Here is a 15,333-nt window from a genome sequence, read left to right as displayed (position 1 = left end):
GACTTAAATCAGCGCGGTCGCCTCGACCTCGACCTTCAAGCCGTAATGCAGATGTGGAACCGGCACGACGGCCCGCGCCGGCCGCGCTTCGCCTGCCCAACCCGCGTAGATCTGGTTGAAGCTCGCCCAATGTTCGACATCGGCGATATAGACGCGCACCTGCACCAGTTGCGCAATGCTGCTGCCAACGCCTTCGAGCGCAGCCTGCAGGTTGGCCAGCACCTGTTCTGCCTGGACCTCGAACGAGGCTTCAGCGAGCTTCTCGCCCTGCGCGTTGATCGGCAACTGTCCCGAGACGAAAACAAAACCATTCGCAATCGCGACGTGACTGTAGTGGCCGCCCGGCTTTGCCAATGCAGCTGGATTGTCCATGTGCGGCAGACGCGGGTCGTGCTGACTAACAGCCATGAGTGAAACTCCAAAGGGGATGGCGCCTACGCGGCGGGTAATGACGCGCATGGTGCCGTACGCGTGAGACGCATCACACGCTAAGCGCGTCCAGCTTCTCGCGCGCGTCGGCGCAACGGCGATTCAGGTCGCGATGCATCAACTGGCTGTCGAGCAGCGCCGATACATCAGACAAACCGTAATCAAAGCGCAAGACGTATTCAATGTCTGTGTAATCGTGATAGGCGCCGCTGTCTGCCAGCTTCTGCGCTTCGGCGAAAGCTGCATGTTGCCGCTCGCCGTTCATCAAATCTCTGATCGCCATGATTGCCGCTCCGAGGAACAGTGACTCCATCATAGCAATGCAAATTGAAACGCACGGTCGCGCGCACGCAACACCTGGTGTTTTCCGTAGTCGCGTGAGTTAGTTAGCGCGAAGCATGCAAGCGGGTGTGCCGCGCGCTCCACGCCTGGCAACCAACCGCACTGTATGCACCATTCAGCGGCAAATACGCCTCGCGCAGCTTCAAGCGGCCGCGACGGGCACCTTCATTCCATGCCATTTGACAACCAGAATCCGGCCGACATAGCACAGCATGCCCGCGACACCCACGACGACGCCCATGCCCTTGGGCGAGCCATCCTGCCAGAGCCCAACCGCGAGACTCGACAGCGCGCCGAGCGCAAGCTGCACAGCGCCGAACACGGCAGCCGCAGCGCCGGCATTCATCGGATAGCGATGCATCAGATCGGTCGTGCAGTTAGCGGACAACAACCCCACGACTCCGACCACGAAGAACAATCCGAAGACGATCGACCACAACCCGCCCCACCCCGTAAGCGAAACGAGACAGACGAACAAGGACGCGATGCAACTCACGGTCGCGGCAAACGAAATGATCGGCAGCGAACCGAGCCGTCCGACGAGCCGGGTATTCATGAAGTTACCGAACATGATGCCGACGATATTCAGCGCGAACAGAAAGCCGTAATGCTGTGCCGATACATGGAAATATTCGATGTACACGAACGGCGTCGCGGTGATGTACGCGAACATCGACGCGAACGCCATGCCGCCGCACAGCATGTGCCCCCACGCGACCGGATCGCGCAACAACTTGCCATAGGCACCGAACGATTTCAGCAGCGCCGAATGCGCACGTTTTTCACGCGGCCACGTTTCCGGCACCTTGAGGAACGCGGTCACCGCGCACACTGTACCGAATAGCGTCAGCACAATAAAAACGACGCGCCAGCCGCCAAGCAACAGCAACTGGCCGCCGATTAGCGGCGCGAGCAACGGCCCGATCGACGTGACGATGGCGAGCATCGACAGCACGCGCGCGGCATCGGTCGGCCCGTGCGCGTCGCGGGCAATCGCGCGCGCCAGCACCGAGGCCGCGCCCGCACCGAGCGCCTGCACGAAACGAAACGTCACCAGCGAGCCGATCGAAAACGACAGCGCACATGCCACGCTGGCCAGCGCGTACATGATGATGCCGCCGAGCAACACAGGGCGGCGGCCATAGGTATCCGACAGCGGACCATAGAGCAGCATGCCGATCGAAAAGCCGAACATGAAGCTCGTAAGCGTGGTTTGCGCGGCGCCGGTGCTGATGGCGAATGCCTGCGCGATCGTCGGCAGGCTCGGCAGATACATATCGATGGAAATCGGCCCGCATGCGGCAAGCGCACCGAGCAACAGAATCAGCCGGCCATCGGGCCGGCTTCTGGTGACGTGAGACATGGGAATCCAGATGAAGCGCCGCGCCGTCATCGGCAGCGAAACGCGGTGAAACGGGGAAAGCAGCAAATGACGGCCCCAATTGTACGCGACGGTTAAACCATCGGTTGCGTCCAGGCATGCGTAGCCGCGGATCACTGAGGCGCCGCGACAAGCGCGCCGCCGATCGGTTAAGCTGCCGCGAGAACGCTTCCTGGCGTGACACCAACCTGTCCGCTGCGCCCTTCCACACTGCCCTGCCCGACCCTGCCATGACTGCCTTCCTGTTGATCTGGAGCCCCAAGAAATGGCCGTGGCCCGAGTTGCCGGACGTAGCGAAGCGGGTCGCCGCAAGCGTAGCGGTGGCTGACGTCTGGGGTTGCGGATTTTCCCGCAGCATCCTGCCGGGCGACCGCGTCTTTCTGCACCGTGTGGCACAGGAGCCGAAGGGCATTTTCGGCTCCGGCTACGTGACGCGCGCGCCGTACGAGGTCCCGGATCCCGCGACGAAACGCGGTTACCGGTTGTGCATCGACTTCGTGTACGACTGGGTGGTCGACGCGCACGAGAGCGTCGTGATTCCGCGCGAAGCGTTGCGCACGCATCCGTTTTCGGTGCAGACATGGGACGCCCAGAGCTCGGGCACCGTGATCAAGCCAATCGCCGAAGGCGCGCTCGAAAAGCGCTGGGCAGAGCTCACCGGCAAGCGCAAGCCACCGAAGCTTGACGCCCCCAGAGGCCCCATTCGCTCCAGCAAGGTAACGGCCCACAAGGCGGCAGCGGAAAAAACCGCGGCAGAAGGTCACACGAGGACGAGGACGAAGCCTGCGACGAAGAAACCAGCAGCAAAAGACGCGCACAAGGTCTAAGCGCCGGCCGGGGGTTGATGAAATACCGCCGCAGCGCGCGTAGCGCCGCTGGAAGTATGACGCCCTTGTCACCAGGGCGGAGTGTGCGAAAACACAGATTCCAGATGCACCACTACCGTGGCTGCGCGGGGGACCCGCTTAAGAGTTAGCGGTTTGAGCCGCTTTCTTTTGCCTATCTTTTCTTTGCGGCATGGTAACTATTCAGCGGTTGTAAACTGGAACCAGGCCATGCATAGTGAAGGACATGACGAAGATGCCCGACATCAAGGATCTGACGCCTGAACAGAAGGACGCACTGATCGTCGATCTTGTGAGGCGTCTGAACGAGCTTGAGGCGAAGCTTGAGAAGGACAGTCATAACTCCAGCAAGCCACCATCAAGCGACGGCCCGAAGCGCAAACCGAAGTCGTTGCGCGGCGTAAGCGGTGCACGCCCGGGAGCGCAGCCCGGTCATAAAGGCAAGACGCTAAAACGCGTGGCGCAACCCGATCACATTGAGATTCACCCGGTGGCGCGGGTGTGCGATGCATGCGGGGCACGGCTTGATTCCACACGGATCACCGTGGTGACTGAAGGACGTCAGGTGATCGATTTGCCGCCCACGCGTTTTGAGGTGACCGAACATCGCGTGCAGATCGCACAGTGTCGCTGCGGCAAACGTCATTCGGGCGTGTTTCCCGAAGGCGTAAGCCAGGCGGTGCAGTACGGTGCCCAGGTGCGCGCCGCGGCAGTCTATCTGACGCAGTACCAGCAACTGCCAGTGGGACGCACCGCTCAGGCGCTGACGGATCTGTTCGGTCTGCGTGTGAGTACCGGCACCGTGCAGCACAGCATTGATCAGGCAGCACATCTGCTGGCGCCCGCAGTTGAACAGATCAGCCAGGCACTGCATAAGCAGCCGGTCGTGCATTTCGATGAGAGCAGCATGCGCGTGGGACGTACGCCCCACTGGCTGCATACCGCGTCAACGCGCACGCTGAGCTGGTACGGTGCGCACCACAAGCGCGGTCGCGAGGCACTCGACAGTTTCGGCATTCTGCCTGGCTTCACGGGCATCGCGGTACATGACGGCTGGCGACCGTATGCCTACTATGACTGCGACCATGCGCTATGCAATGCCCACCATCTGCGCGAGTTGGTGTTTGTGCTGGAGTCCACCGGGCAGGCGTGGGCCCAGCAGATGATTGATCTGCTGTGTCAGGCCAAACGCGAGAGTGAGCTCAGTCTGGCCTGCGGCAACACGGCACTGAGTCGATCGCGCCAGCGCTATTACGCCAGGCGAAGTCGGGCGCTGATTGCTCTGGGAGACAGGCTTAATCCCCAGCAGGCGCGCGAGTCCAGGCGCAAGGAGCGGCGCGGCAAGATCAGGCAGAGCTTTGCCTACAATCTGCTGCGCCGCCTGCACACACAGACGCGCCAGGTATGGCGTTTTATTGCAGATCACCGTGTGCCGTTCGACAACAATCTGGCCGAGCGCGATATCCGCATGCCCAAACTCAAGCAGAAAATATCAGGGTGTTTCCGCTCTGTCTGCGGCATGGAGGCGTTCTGCACAATCCGCTCCTATCTCGCCACTTTGCGTAAGCAGAACCGCTCGCTGATCGATGCGCTGGCCTTGAGCTTTGCCGGTTTGGTCGTTTCGCCCCTGCCGGCCGCTGAATAGTTACGCGGCATGCAAAGAAAAGTAGGTGCCGCCCCGCACAGCAATGCTCTCAACTTAAGCCCAAAATGGCTTGTATACGGGGCGTTTGCCCTGTAAACTTCATCGCATAACTGATTGATAAATAAACGATATGAACTCAAATACCAGCGTCCTCCCAACTCCTGGCTGAGTTCTCCGATTTCCTGTTCGATCCGGCACTCGCTGAGCGCGTGCGTCTTTCTCCCACTGCCTTTACCCGCAATCGCATCCTGACGCTGCCACGCATGGCCGCGTTGCTGATGTCGGGCATGCGCACGAGCGTGCAGGCCGAGCTCGACGGGCTGTTTGGCGCGCTGCACGGGCAGGCGGTGCGCGCCCGCGCGGTGAGTGCACAGGCCTTCAGCAAGGCGCGCCGCGGCCTGTCGGCCGAGCTGTTCGAACTGGCCCGCGCGCGCCTGGTTGAACTGGCCCAACCCTACATTGATTCGATGCGCTGGAATGGCCTGAGGCTGCTCGCCGCCGACGGTAGCCGTCTGCGGGTAGGCACGCGCGAAGGCCATGATCTGCGCGCCGACCACTACGCATTTGCACTGTTCCTGCCGGGGCCCGAACTGACCCTGCACGCCGCGCTTCATCCGGCCGACGGCTCCGAGCGGCAGATGCTGTTCGAAGCGCTGGATGTGCTGCAGCCGCACACCGATCTGCTACTGCTTGATCGCGGCTATCTCGGCAACATGATGGTGGCCGCGCTGGCGCAGCGCGAGATCCCGTTCTGTCTGCGCGTGGATGCATGCGCCTGGACGTGCGTCACCGCCTTTGCGCGCAGTGGCGAGGCTGAGCGCATCGTGACACTGGCCGCGCCCAATGAACAGGACGCCCTTGACTATGAACTGGTGCGCACGCCCACCACGGTGCGCCTGATCCGTGATGTCACCCCTGGCGGACGTGTGCGTGTGCTGATGACCTCGCTGCTTGATCGCCAGCGCTATCCGGCTGCCACCTTCGGGGCGCTCTATCATCAGCGCTGGCGCATCGGGGAAGCGTTCAAACGGCTCAAGCACCGGCTGCGGCTGGAGGCCGTCACGGGGCTGGACTACCTGGCGCTGCAGCAGGACTTCGGCGCAAAAACCGTCGCCGACAACCTGTGCACACTGCTCAGCGATCTGGACGATGCGCATCATGATGATGAGCCTGCCAGCCGTCCTGATCGTGTTTATGCGCTGGGTGCCCTCAAGCCGATCCTCGGCGCGTGCCTGCTACGGATTGAACACTGCCTGAACCTGCTGCCCAAAGTCATGCCGGCCATCCACCAGGCCCGGTGTCGGATCCAGCCCGCCCGCTCTTACCCTCGACCGCCCCGAAAAGCCAAGCCCCATCACCATCTCGCGTACAAGCTTGCTTGATGAAATGGGGCTTAAGTTGAGAGCATTGCCCCGCACAGGGGCGAACGCTAATAGACCACAAAGAAATCAAGAAAAGGCACAGAAAACAGCACCCCGCCCCAGCATGGGCAAGCCCGAAACCTCTTCCCGCTGACTCCGGTACAATTTCCCCATCAAACCCTCAGCGCCGCGCCGAGCGCAAAAACCAGCACCCGCGCCGCTGCGCAACCCAAATTCCAGCCATCACCATGTCTAAAAACCAGACTCTCTTCGAGCGCGCGCAGCGCACCATCCCCGGCGGCGTGAACTCGCCGGTCCGCGCATTCCGTTCGGTAGGCGGCACGCCGCGCTTCATCGAGCGCGCGCAAGGCCCCTACTTCTGGGACGCAGACGGTCAGCGCTATACCGACTACATCGGCTCGTGGGGCCCGATGATCCTCGGCCACGTCCACCCGGAAGTGCTGGAAGCGGTCCAGCGCGTGCTGGCCAACGGCTTCTCGTTCGGCGCGCCGACCGAAGCGGAAGTGGAAATCGCCGAAGAAATCTGCAAACTGGTGCCGTCGATCGAACAGGTCCGCATGGTATCGAGCGGCACCGAAGCGACCATGAGCGCGCTGCGTCTCGCGCGCGGCTTCACGAACCGCAGCCGCATCGTCAAGTTCGAAGGCTGCTATCACGGCCACGCGGACAGCCTGCTGGTCAAAGCGGGCTCGGGCCTGCTCACGTTCGGCAATCCGACTTCGGCGGGTGTGCCGGTCGATATCGCCAAGCACACCACGGTGCTCGAGTACAACAACGTCGCGGAACTCGAAGAAGCGTTCAAGGCGTTCGGCAACGAGATCGCCTCGGTGATCGTCGAGCCGGTGGCGGGCAACATGAACCTCGTGCGCGCCACGCCCGAATTCTTGCAAGCCTTGCGGCGCCTGTGCACAGAGTACGGCTCGGTCCTGATTTTCGACGAAGTGATGTGCGGTTTCCGCGTCGCGCTGGGTGGCGCGCAAGAGGTCTACGGCATCACGCCGGATCTGACGTGTCTGGGCAAGGTGATCGGCGGCGGCATGCCGGCGGCAGCGTTCGGCGGCCGGCGCGACATCATGGCTCACCTCGCGCCGCTTGGCGGCGTCTACCAGGCTGGCACGCTGTCGGGCAATCCGATCGCGGTCGCCGCGGGCCTGAAGACGCTGCAACTGATCCAGGCGCCGGGCTTCTACGACACACTCACCGCTCGCACCACGCGTCTCGCGCAAGGTCTCGCGAATGTCGCGCGTGAAGCGAAGGTGCCGTTCGCGGCCGATTCGCTCGGCGGCATGTTCGGCCTGTACTTCACCGAGTCAGTTCCGACCAGTTTCGCCGAAGTCACGAAGAACGACGTGCCGCGCTTCAATGCGTTCTTCCACAAGATGCTCGACGCGGGCGTGTACTTCGCGCCGTCGGCGTATGAAGCGGGCTTCGTTTCGATCGTGCACGACGACGCGATCATCGACGCGACGATCGACGCAGCGCGCGGCGCGTTTGCCTCGCTCGCGGCCTGAAACCGGCGAGACACCGACCCCGCCGACACCAGCCTAGCCACCGTACCCGACCGGATCCCGATGTTTTCGCAAACCGACTTCGTCCATATGGAGCGCGCGCTCGCGTTGGCCAAACGCGGCATGTACACGACCGACCCGAATCCGCGCGTCGGTTGCGTGCTCGTCAAGAACGGCGAGGTGATCGGCGAAGGCTTCACTCAACCGGCCGGCCAGGATCATGCCGAAGTCCGGGCGTTGAAGGACGCGCGGTCACGCGGCCATGATCTGCGCGGCGCCACCGCCTACGTGACGCTCGAACCGTGCAGCCATTTCGGCCGCACGCCGCCGTGCGCGAATGCGCTGATCGAAGCACAGGTCGATCGCGTGGTCGCGGCGATGGAAGACCCCAATCCACAAGTCTCCGGGCGCGGCCTCACGATGTTGCGCGACGCCGGCATTGAAGTGCGTTGCGGGCTACTCGCCAACGAAGCACACGAACTGAACATCGGCTTCGTGTCGCGCATGACACGCGGCCGCCCGTGGGTCCGCATGAAAGTGGCGGCCTCGCTGGACGGCCGCACCGGCTTGCCGTCGGGCGTCAGTCAATGGATTACCGGCGAAGCGGCGCGCGCCGATGGTCATGCGTGGCGTGCCCGCGCATCAGCGATTCTGACGGGCATCGGCACCGTCAGGGAAGACGATCCGCGCATGACCGTGCGTGCTGTCGACACACCGCGCCAGCCGCAACGTGTGCTGATCGACAGCCAGCTCGACGTGCCGCCCGAAGCGCAGATTCTGGCCGGCGCACCCACACTGATTTTCTGCGGCAATCTCGATGAGCGTCATGCCGAGCGAGCCAGCGTACTGCGTGATCGCGGCGCGGAGATCGTGCAACTGGCGAACGCGGCGGGCAAGGTCGACCTGCCCGCCATGCTGAAAATACTCGGCGAGCGTAACGTCAACGAACTGCACGTCGAGGCGGGCTACAAGCTGAACGGCTCGCTGCTGCGCGAAGGCTGCGTCGACGAACTGCTGATCTATCTCGCGCCTAGCCTGCTCGGCATGGACTCGATGAGCATGTTCAATCTGAGCGCGCCGGAAACGCTCGACGGCCGCACGCAACTGAATTTCCATACAGTCGACCGGATCGGCGACGATCTGCGAATTCTCGCGCGCTTTGTGCCCCGCTCCGTGCCGCATCCGGCACCCGAAGCCGGAACCGAGCCCGCTCCCCAACCAACTTCGAATTGATCAAGGATTAGCACGATGTTTACAGGAATCGTCGCGGCGGTGGGCCGCATCGAATCAGTCAAGCCCCTCGGCACGGACGGCGACGCGGGCGTGCGTCTGAACGTCGAAGCTGGCGGCCTCGATCTCGAAGACGTCCAGCTCGGCGACAGCATCACGATCCAGGGCGCCTGCATGACGGTGGTGGAAAAAGCCGCGCATTCGTTCGAAGTGGATGTGTCGCGCGAAAGTCTGAACTGCACAGTCGGTCTCGGCGAACCGGGCGAAGTCAACCTGGAGAAAGCGCTGCGCGCGCATGACCGGCTTGGCGGCCATATCGTTTCGGGCCACGTGGACGGACTCGGCACCGTCACGCATTTCGCGCCGGTCGGCGAGTCACACGAACTGCGCGTGCTGGCGCCGCGCGAAATTGGCCGCTATCTGGCTTACAAAGGCTCGATCACGGTCAACGGCGTGAGCTTGACCGTCAACTCGGTTAAAGATCGCGACGACGGCTGTGAGTTTTCGATCAACCTGATTCCGCACACGGTGCAGGTGACGTCGCTGAAGAATTTGCGCGAGGGCTCGCAGGTAAATCTGGAGATCGATCTGATTGCGCGGTATGTGGAGCGGATGCTCTCGGCATCGCATGACGGCCAGCAGCCGTTGAAGTAATCGATTTGACGGGCCGTGCCCGGCATCGCAGTCCAGCGGGATTGGCCGGAAGCGGTTTTTTGCTCATCAACCGTAGCTGGACGCAGCCGCTAACTCGTCGCCGTCACAGCTTGAACGCCGAGGCCGATCCGCTGGCGAACATCCCGACTGTTGAGTAACGTACCGGCGGCGTCCATTGCGGACGCCGCCCGGCGCCTCACGGCCCCTGCGTCAACGAGCCGGTCGGTTACGCTTCAACTACCTCTCACTTGCGTTTCAATTGCGAGAGATCCCGCACGGCGCCACGGTCAGCGGAGGTCGCCAGCGCCGCATAGGCCTGCAACGCCTGCGACACCACGCGCTCGCGATTCACCGGCATCCATGCCTTGTCGCCGCGTGCTTCCATGGCTTCGCGACGGCGCGCCAGCTCCTCGTCCGACACCGCCAGGTGCATCTTGCGATTAGGAATGTCGATCTCGATTACATCGCCTTCTTCCACCAGACCAATCGTGCCGCCTTCGGCCGCTTCCGGCGAAGCATGTCCGATCACGAGGCCCGACGACCCGCCCGAGAAGCGGCCATCGGTAAACAGCGCGCAGTTCTTACCCAGGCCCTTGGATTTCAGATACGACGTGGGGTAAAGCATTTCCTGCATGCCGGGGCCGCCCTTCGGCCCTTCGTAACGGATCACGACCACATCGCCCGCCACGACTTTGTCGCCCAGAATGGCGTCGACAGCATCGTCCTGGCTCTCGAACACGCGCGCGCGCCCGGAGAAGACCCACTGCGATTCGTCGACACCCGCGGTCTTGACGATGCAGCCCTTCTCCGCGAGGTTGCCGTAAAGCACGGCGAGGCCGCCGTCTTTCGAATACGCGTTCTGCCTGCTGCGGATACAGCCGGTCTTGCGGTCGGTATCCAGCGACGTGAAGGTGGCTTCCTGGCTGAATGCGACGGTGGTCGGAATGCCGCCCGGAGCCGCACGGAAGAGTTTCTGCGCGTCTTCGCCCGCACCGCCAGCGACGTCCCACCTGGCGATCGCATTGCCCAGCGTGCCGCTATGCACGTTGCCGCACGACAGATCCAGCAGTTCCGCACGCGCGAGTTCACCGAGAATGCCGGGGATGCCGCCGGCACGGTGCACGTCTTCGATATGGTATTTGTCGGTTGCGGGCGCCACTTTGCACAGGCACGGCACTTTGCGCGAGATGCGATCGATGTCGGACATCGTGAAATCGACGCCGCCTTCCTGCGCGGCTGCCAGCAGGTGCAACACGGTATTGGTCGAACCGCCCATGGCCACGTCGAGCGCCATGGCGTTCTCGAATGCCTGTTTGCTGGCGATATTCCGCGGCAGAACCGAGGCGTCTTCTTCCTGATAGTAGCGGCGGCACAGGTCCACCACCAGACGGCCGGCCTGTTCGAACAGGCCCTTGCGCCATGCATGCGTGGCGACAATCGTGCCGTTGCCGGGCAACGCCAGACCGATTGCCTCGGTCAGGCAATTCATCGAGTTCGCGGTGAACATGCCCGAGCAGGAACCGCATGTCGGGCAGGCGCTGCGCTCGATTTCCGCCACTTCCGCATCGCTGACCCGGGAGTCGCCCGCCTTGATCATCGCGTCGATCAGGTCGATCTTGGCGATCACCTGGCCGTCTGTCGGCGACTTGACCTTGCCCGCTTCCATCGGACCGCCGGAAACGAACACGACGGGGATGTTCAGGCGCATGGCGGCCATCAGCATGCCCGGGGTGATCTTGTCGCAATTGGAGATGCAGACCATGGCATCTGCGCAGTGCGCGTTGACCATGTATTCCACCGAGTCGGCGATCAGCTCACGCGAAGGCAGCGAATACAGCATGCCGCCGTGACCCATGGCGATGCCGTCGTCCACGGCGATAGTGTTGAATTCCTTGGCCACACCGCCGGCCGCTTCGATTTCCTTCGCGACCAGCGCGCCCAGATCGCGCAAATGCACATGACCCGGCACGAACTGGGTGAACGAATTCACCACGGCGATAATCGGCTTGCCGAAATCGTCATCTTTCATTCCGGTGGCGCGCCACAAGGCGCGGGCGCCGGCCATATTGCGGCCATGAGTCGATGTGCGTGAGCGATAGTGCGGCATGATCTTTCTCGAACGGATTAGCGGGGATTGGTTTTCTGGATTCTGGAAGCGGCCTTCGCGGGCGCGACGAATTATAGCAACGCCGCCCTGTCAAAGCGCCGCCAGACAGCCCAACGGCCTGGCCAAACGGCCTATGCCACCCGGTCCAGGCGACTTGGGGGCCCGCGTGGCGTAAAATACGCGCTTTCTTCGAAAAACTCCGCCAACATGACGCTCGCCTCCACTCAAGAGATCATCGCCGAACTGAAATCAGGCCGGATGGTGATCCTCGTCGACGAAGAAGACCGCGAAAACGAGGGCGACCTCGTGATCGCCGCCGAATTCGTCACGCCGGAAGCGATCAACTTCATGGCGCGCTACGGCCGCGGCCTGATCTGCCTGACGCTCACACAGGAACGCTGCAAGCTGCTGAACCTGCCGCTGATGACCTACCGCAACGGCACACAGTACGGCACGGCGTTCACGGTCAGCATCGAAGCGGCTGAAGGCGTGACCACGGGTATCTCGGCGGCCGACCGCGCCCGCACGATCGCCGCGGCGGTCGCGCCAGACGCGAAGGCCGAGCACATCGTGCAGCCGGGCCACGTGTTCCCGATCATGGCGCAACCCGGCGGCGTGCTGGTGCGCGCCGGCCACACCGAGGCCGGCTGCGATTTCACGGCGCTGGCAGGCCTTACGCCGGCTGCGGTGATCTGCGAAGTCATCAAAGACGACGGCACAATGGCGCGCCTGCCGGACCTGATGGAGTTCGCCAAAGAGCACGATCTGAAAATCGGCACGATCGCGGATCTGATTCACTATCGCAGCCGCACCGAATCGATCGTCGAGCGTATTTGCGAGCGCACCATGCAAACCGCGCACGGCGCGTTTCGCGCGGTGATGTATCTCGACCAGCCGAGCGGCCAGCCGCATATCGCGCTGGTGCGCGGCACACCGAACCCGGAGCACGAGACGCTGGTACGCGTGCACGAGCCGCTGTCGATGCTGGATCTGCTCGAAGTCGGCAAGTCGACTCACTCATGGACGCTAGATGCAGCCATGAAAGAGATCGCCCAGCGCGACGTCGGTGTGATCGTGATGCTGAACTGCGGCGATTCGAAGGAGCATCTGGTCGACGTTTTCAAGGCGTTCGACTCGAAAGAAAAGGCTGAAGCGCTCAAACGCCGGCCGGTCGACTTCAAGACCTACGGTATCGGCGCGCAGATTCTTCGCGAGCTCGGTGTCGGGAAGATGCAGGTGCTGTCGAATCCGCGCAAGCTGGGTAGCATGTCGGGCTACGGCCTCGAAGTCACCGGCTTCGTACCCATGCCGGGCAGCACCGCACAGGCTCCGCAACAAGGCTGATCCGACCATTCACGCGCTTAAGCGCCAACTCAAAACACTACGGAATTCACATGGAAATCGGACAATACCAACCGAATCTCGACGGCGACGGACTGCGTATCGGCATCGTCCAGGCGCGTTTTAACGAACCCGTCTGCAACGGTCTCGCGGATTCGTGCATCGAAGAACTCGAACGCCTCGGCGTCACCGGCGAAGACGTGCTGCTGGTCACCGTGCCAGGCGCGCTGGAAATCCCGCTGGCACTGCAAAAGCTCGCCGAAAGCGCCCAATTCGACGCACTGATTGCGCTGGGCGCGGTGATTCGCGGCGAAACGTACCATTTCGAACTGGTATCGAACGAAAGCGGCGCGGGCATCACGCGTATCGGCCTCGACTTCGGCATTCCGGTCGCGAATGCCGTGCTGACCACCGAAAACGACGAGCAAGCTGTCGCGCGCATGACCGAGAAGGGACGTGACGCGGCGCGCGTGGCCGTCGAAATGGCAAATCTCGCCGTCGCGCTTGAACAACTCGGCGGTGACGACGAAGAAGAAGACGAAGAAGAGGAAGAAGCATGAAGAGCGCACGCCGACGCTCCCGCGAACTGGCCACGCAGGGGCTTTACCAGTGGCTACTGTCGGGCTCGCCCAGCGGTGAAATCGACGCGCAGCTGCGCGGCGCACAGGGCTTCGACAAGGCTGACCACGAACACCTGGACGCCATTCTGAACGGCGTGATCCGCGATTCGGAAGCACTCTCCGCGGATATCGCACCGTGCCTCGATCGCCCGATCGACCAGCTTTCGCCGGTCGAACGCGCTGTTCTGCTGGTCGCCGCGTTCGAACTGAAGAACCACGTCGATATCCCCTATCGCGTGGTCATCAACGAAGCAGTCGAACTCGCCAAGACCTTTGGCGGTGCAGACGGCTACAAGTACGTGAACGGCGTGCTGGACAAGCTGTCGGCGCAACTGCGCGCTGCCGAAACGCAGGCGGCTCGCAAGCATTGAGCGTAAGGCGCGTGACATACGTCATGCGCCTTACGCTAGAGGTTGACCCGCCTCGCACATGAACTCACGCGCGGAACTCACGCGCGAGGCGCCGTCCCGCTTTTGCTTATGAACTGAATTTGATCGTATGAACTCCGTGACCGAACCCTTGGTGCGGCTTGCTGCCCGCGTCGACGCCATCCAGCCTTTTTATGTGATGGAACTGGCCAAGGAAGCCGCGCTGCTTGAGCGCGATGGGCGCGACATCATCCACATGGGAATCGGCGAACCCGATTTCACCGCGCCCGAGCCGGTCATCGAAGCGGCCGCGAGCGCCCTGCGCCGCGGCGTCACGCAATACACCAATGCGCTTGGCCTGCACGCACTGCGCGAGGCGATCTCGGCGCATTACGCCGAAGCCTACGGCGTCAGCGTCGATCCGGCGCGGATCGTCGTCACCGCTGGCGCTTCTGCCGCGTTGCTGCTGGCTTGCGCCGCGCTGGTCGATCGCGACGATGAAGTGCTGATGCCCGACCCGTGCTATCCGTGCAACCGCCACTTCGTGATCGCGGCGGAAGGCAAGCCGGTGCTGGTGCCAAGCGGGCCGGCCGAGCGCTTTCAACTGACCGCCGACGACGTCGAGCGCCTGTGGAACGAACGCACGCGCGGCGTGCTACTGGCGTCGCCGTCGAACCCGACCGGCACGTCGATCGAACCGGCTGAGCTCGAACGCATCGTCAAGACCGTGCGGGCGCGTGGCGGCTTTACGATCGTCGACGAGATCTACCAGGGGCTGAGCTACGACGCCAAGCCTGTCTCGGCGTTATCGTTCGGCGACGACGTCATCACCGTCAACAGCTTCTCGAAGTACTTCAACATGACCGGCTGGCGTTTGGGCTGGCTGGTGGTGCCGCCCGGCATGGTCGGCGCGTTCGAAAAACTCGCCCAGAACCTGTTCATCTGCGCGTCGGCGCTCGCGCAGCATGCGGCGCTAGCCTGTTTCGAACCGGACACGATTGCGATCTATGAAGCGCGCCGCCTCGAATTCAAGCGCCGCCGCGACTTCATTGCGCCGGCGCTCGAATCGCTGGGCTTCTCGGTGCCGGTAATGCCTGACGGCGCGTTCTATGTGTACGCCGATTGCCGGACGGTCGCGCATCGGGCAGCCGGAGACAGCGCGGCGCTCACCAAAGCGATGCTGCACGACGCGGGCGTGGTGTTGGTACCGGGCATGGACTTCGGCACGCACGCACCGAAGGATTACATCAGGCTGTCGTATGCAACCGCCCTGCCGAAGCTGGAAGAAGCGGTCGAGCGGCTGGCGAAGTTCTTCGGCCGGCACTGACCGAACAGACCTTAAGCGCTTGCGGCTTGAGTTGCCTCCAAAGGGGGCCTAACTTGGCCCGGCGGGGTGCAATCCCCAGACACACGCCCCGCAGCCTCGCGCGCCACCATCGCAAGCGCCAGCCATATAAAAAAGGACACCCCTCGGGTGTCCT

The 15,333-nt window shown here is 62.9% G+C and carries 14 protein-coding genes; 10 read left to right on the top strand and 4 right to left on the bottom strand.

The window, feature by feature from the left end; genetic code table 11:
• Window positions 1-3: 3 nt before the first annotated feature.
• From ACUN0E_RS24440 to ACUN0E_RS24430, 3 genes are all read right to left on the bottom strand, one after another.
• A complete protein-coding gene (locus ACUN0E_RS24440) occupies window positions 4-408 on the bottom strand; it encodes a RidA family protein (RefSeq protein WP_445568206.1) in 405 nt (134 codons plus the stop codon).
• Window positions 409-481: 73 nt separating this feature from the next.
• Window positions 482-712 carry a hypothetical protein gene (locus tag ACUN0E_RS24435; protein ID WP_054037416.1) on the bottom strand — a complete coding sequence of 77 codons (231 nt, stop codon included), beginning with the start codon at window positions 710-712 and terminating at the stop codon, window positions 482-484.
• 201 nt (window positions 713-913) lie between these two features.
• Window positions 914-2,134: a Bcr/CflA family multidrug efflux MFS transporter gene (locus ACUN0E_RS24430; RefSeq protein ID WP_408333765.1), complete on the bottom strand. Its 1,221-nt coding sequence runs from the start codon at window positions 2,132-2,134 to the stop codon at window positions 914-916.
• A gap of 248 nt (window positions 2,135-2,382) precedes the next feature.
• On the opposite strand from ACUN0E_RS24430, the gene ACUN0E_RS24425 reads away from it, so the two are divergent.
• The 6 genes from ACUN0E_RS24425 to ACUN0E_RS24400 all read left to right on the top strand — a co-directional run bounded on the left by ACUN0E_RS24425 (window position 2,383) and on the right by ACUN0E_RS24400 (window position 9,416).
• Entirely contained in the window at window positions 2,383-2,979 is a 597-nt protein-coding gene (locus tag ACUN0E_RS24425; protein ID WP_445568205.1) for a hypothetical protein, read from the top strand.
• 244 nt (window positions 2,980-3,223) lie between these two features.
• The gene (tnpC, locus tag ACUN0E_RS24420; protein WP_445565280.1) at window positions 3,224-4,642 is read left to right on the top strand and encodes an IS66 family transposase; all 1,419 of its coding nucleotides are present in this window, start codon (window positions 3,224-3,226) and stop codon (window positions 4,640-4,642) included.
• Between the two features lie 209 nt (window positions 4,643-4,851).
• Complete coding sequence (locus ACUN0E_RS24415) at window positions 4,852-6,024, top strand: transposase (RefSeq protein ID WP_445568204.1); 1,173 nt, start codon at window positions 4,852-4,854, stop codon at window positions 6,022-6,024.
• Between the two features lie 227 nt (window positions 6,025-6,251).
• Complete coding sequence (hemL, locus tag ACUN0E_RS24410) at window positions 6,252-7,535, top strand: glutamate-1-semialdehyde 2,1-aminomutase (RefSeq protein ID WP_445568203.1); 1,284 nt, start codon at window positions 6,252-6,254, stop codon at window positions 7,533-7,535.
• 60 nt (window positions 7,536-7,595) lie between these two features.
• Window positions 7,596-8,765, top strand: a complete 1,170-nt coding sequence (gene ribD, locus ACUN0E_RS24405; RefSeq protein WP_445568202.1) for a bifunctional diaminohydroxyphosphoribosylaminopyrimidine deaminase/5-amino-6-(5-phosphoribosylamino)uracil reductase RibD — start codon at window positions 7,596-7,598, stop codon at window positions 8,763-8,765.
• A 15-nt stretch (window positions 8,766-8,780) separates the two neighbouring features.
• Window positions 8,781-9,416 carry a riboflavin synthase gene (locus tag ACUN0E_RS24400; RefSeq protein ID WP_445568201.1) on the top strand — a complete coding sequence of 212 codons (636 nt, stop codon included), beginning with the start codon at window positions 8,781-8,783 and terminating at the stop codon, window positions 9,414-9,416.
• Between the two features lie 244 nt (window positions 9,417-9,660).
• On the opposite strand, the gene ilvD is transcribed toward ACUN0E_RS24400, so the two are convergent.
• Window positions 9,661-11,523 (bottom strand): dihydroxy-acid dehydratase, encoded by a 1,863-nt coding sequence (gene ilvD / locus ACUN0E_RS24395; RefSeq protein WP_445568200.1) that lies wholly within the window; start codon window positions 11,521-11,523, stop codon window positions 9,661-9,663.
• Window positions 11,524-11,730: 207 nt separating this feature from the next.
• On the opposite strand from ilvD, the gene ribBA reads away from it, so the two are divergent.
• From ribBA to ACUN0E_RS24375, 4 genes are all read left to right on the top strand, one after another.
• Window positions 11,731-12,867: a bifunctional 3,4-dihydroxy-2-butanone-4-phosphate synthase/GTP cyclohydrolase II gene (gene ribBA / locus ACUN0E_RS24390; RefSeq protein ID WP_408333747.1), complete on the top strand. Its 1,137-nt coding sequence runs from the start codon at window positions 11,731-11,733 to the stop codon at window positions 12,865-12,867.
• Between the two features lie 50 nt (window positions 12,868-12,917).
• Entirely contained in the window at window positions 12,918-13,424 is a 507-nt protein-coding gene (gene ribH, locus ACUN0E_RS24385) for a 6,7-dimethyl-8-ribityllumazine synthase (protein WP_006050161.1), read from the top strand.
• The gene (gene nusB / locus ACUN0E_RS24380) at window positions 13,421-13,855 is read left to right on the top strand and encodes a transcription antitermination factor NusB (protein WP_408333744.1); all 435 of its coding nucleotides are present in this window, start codon (window positions 13,421-13,423) and stop codon (window positions 13,853-13,855) included. Before ribH ends, nusB begins: the two co-directional genes overlap by 4 nt.
• 127 nt (window positions 13,856-13,982) lie before the next feature.
• Window positions 13,983-15,179, top strand: coding sequence for a pyridoxal phosphate-dependent aminotransferase (locus tag ACUN0E_RS24375; protein ID WP_445568199.1), 1,197 nt, complete (start codon window positions 13,983-13,985; stop codon window positions 15,177-15,179).
• Window positions 15,180-15,333 lie beyond the last annotated feature (154 nt).

Source organism: Paraburkholderia sp. D1E (assembly GCF_052682275.1).
The sequence above is the reverse complement of the archived record's forward strand: the minus strand, read 5'-3'. Positions and strand labels throughout refer to the sequence as shown.

What these genes read in the sequence shown, in the direction of transcription:
- ACUN0E_RS24440 (WP_445568206.1), bottom strand. Translation starts at nt 408, where the DNA reads ATGGCTGTTAGTCAGCACGACCCGCGTCTGCCGCACATGGACAATCCA.
- ACUN0E_RS24435 (WP_054037416.1), bottom strand. Translation starts at nt 712, where the DNA reads ATGGCGATCAGAGATTTGATGAACGGCGAGCGGCAACATGCAGCTTTC.
- ACUN0E_RS24430 (WP_408333765.1), bottom strand. Translation starts at nt 2,134, where the DNA reads ATGTCTCACGTCACCAGAAGCCGGCCCGATGGCCGGCTGATTCTGTTG.
- ACUN0E_RS24425 (WP_445568205.1), top strand. Translation starts at nt 2,383, where the DNA reads ATGACTGCCTTCCTGTTGATCTGGAGCCCCAAGAAATGGCCGTGGCCC.
- tnpC (WP_445565280.1), top strand. Translation starts at nt 3,224, where the DNA reads ATGACGAAGATGCCCGACATCAAGGATCTGACGCCTGAACAGAAGGAC.
- hemL (WP_445568203.1), top strand. Translation starts at nt 6,252, where the DNA reads ATGTCTAAAAACCAGACTCTCTTCGAGCGCGCGCAGCGCACCATCCCC.
- ribD (WP_445568202.1), top strand. Translation starts at nt 7,596, where the DNA reads ATGTTTTCGCAAACCGACTTCGTCCATATGGAGCGCGCGCTCGCGTTG.
- ACUN0E_RS24400 (WP_445568201.1), top strand. Translation starts at nt 8,781, where the DNA reads ATGTTTACAGGAATCGTCGCGGCGGTGGGCCGCATCGAATCAGTCAAG.
- ilvD (WP_445568200.1), bottom strand. Translation starts at nt 11,523, where the DNA reads ATGCCGCACTATCGCTCACGCACATCGACTCATGGCCGCAATATGGCC.
- ribBA (WP_408333747.1), top strand. Translation starts at nt 11,731, where the DNA reads ATGACGCTCGCCTCCACTCAAGAGATCATCGCCGAACTGAAATCAGGC.
- ribH (WP_006050161.1), top strand. Translation starts at nt 12,918, where the DNA reads ATGGAAATCGGACAATACCAACCGAATCTCGACGGCGACGGACTGCGT.
- nusB (WP_408333744.1), top strand. Translation starts at nt 13,421, where the DNA reads ATGAAGAGCGCACGCCGACGCTCCCGCGAACTGGCCACGCAGGGGCTT.
- ACUN0E_RS24375 (WP_445568199.1), top strand. Translation starts at nt 13,983, where the DNA reads ATGAACTCCGTGACCGAACCCTTGGTGCGGCTTGCTGCCCGCGTCGAC.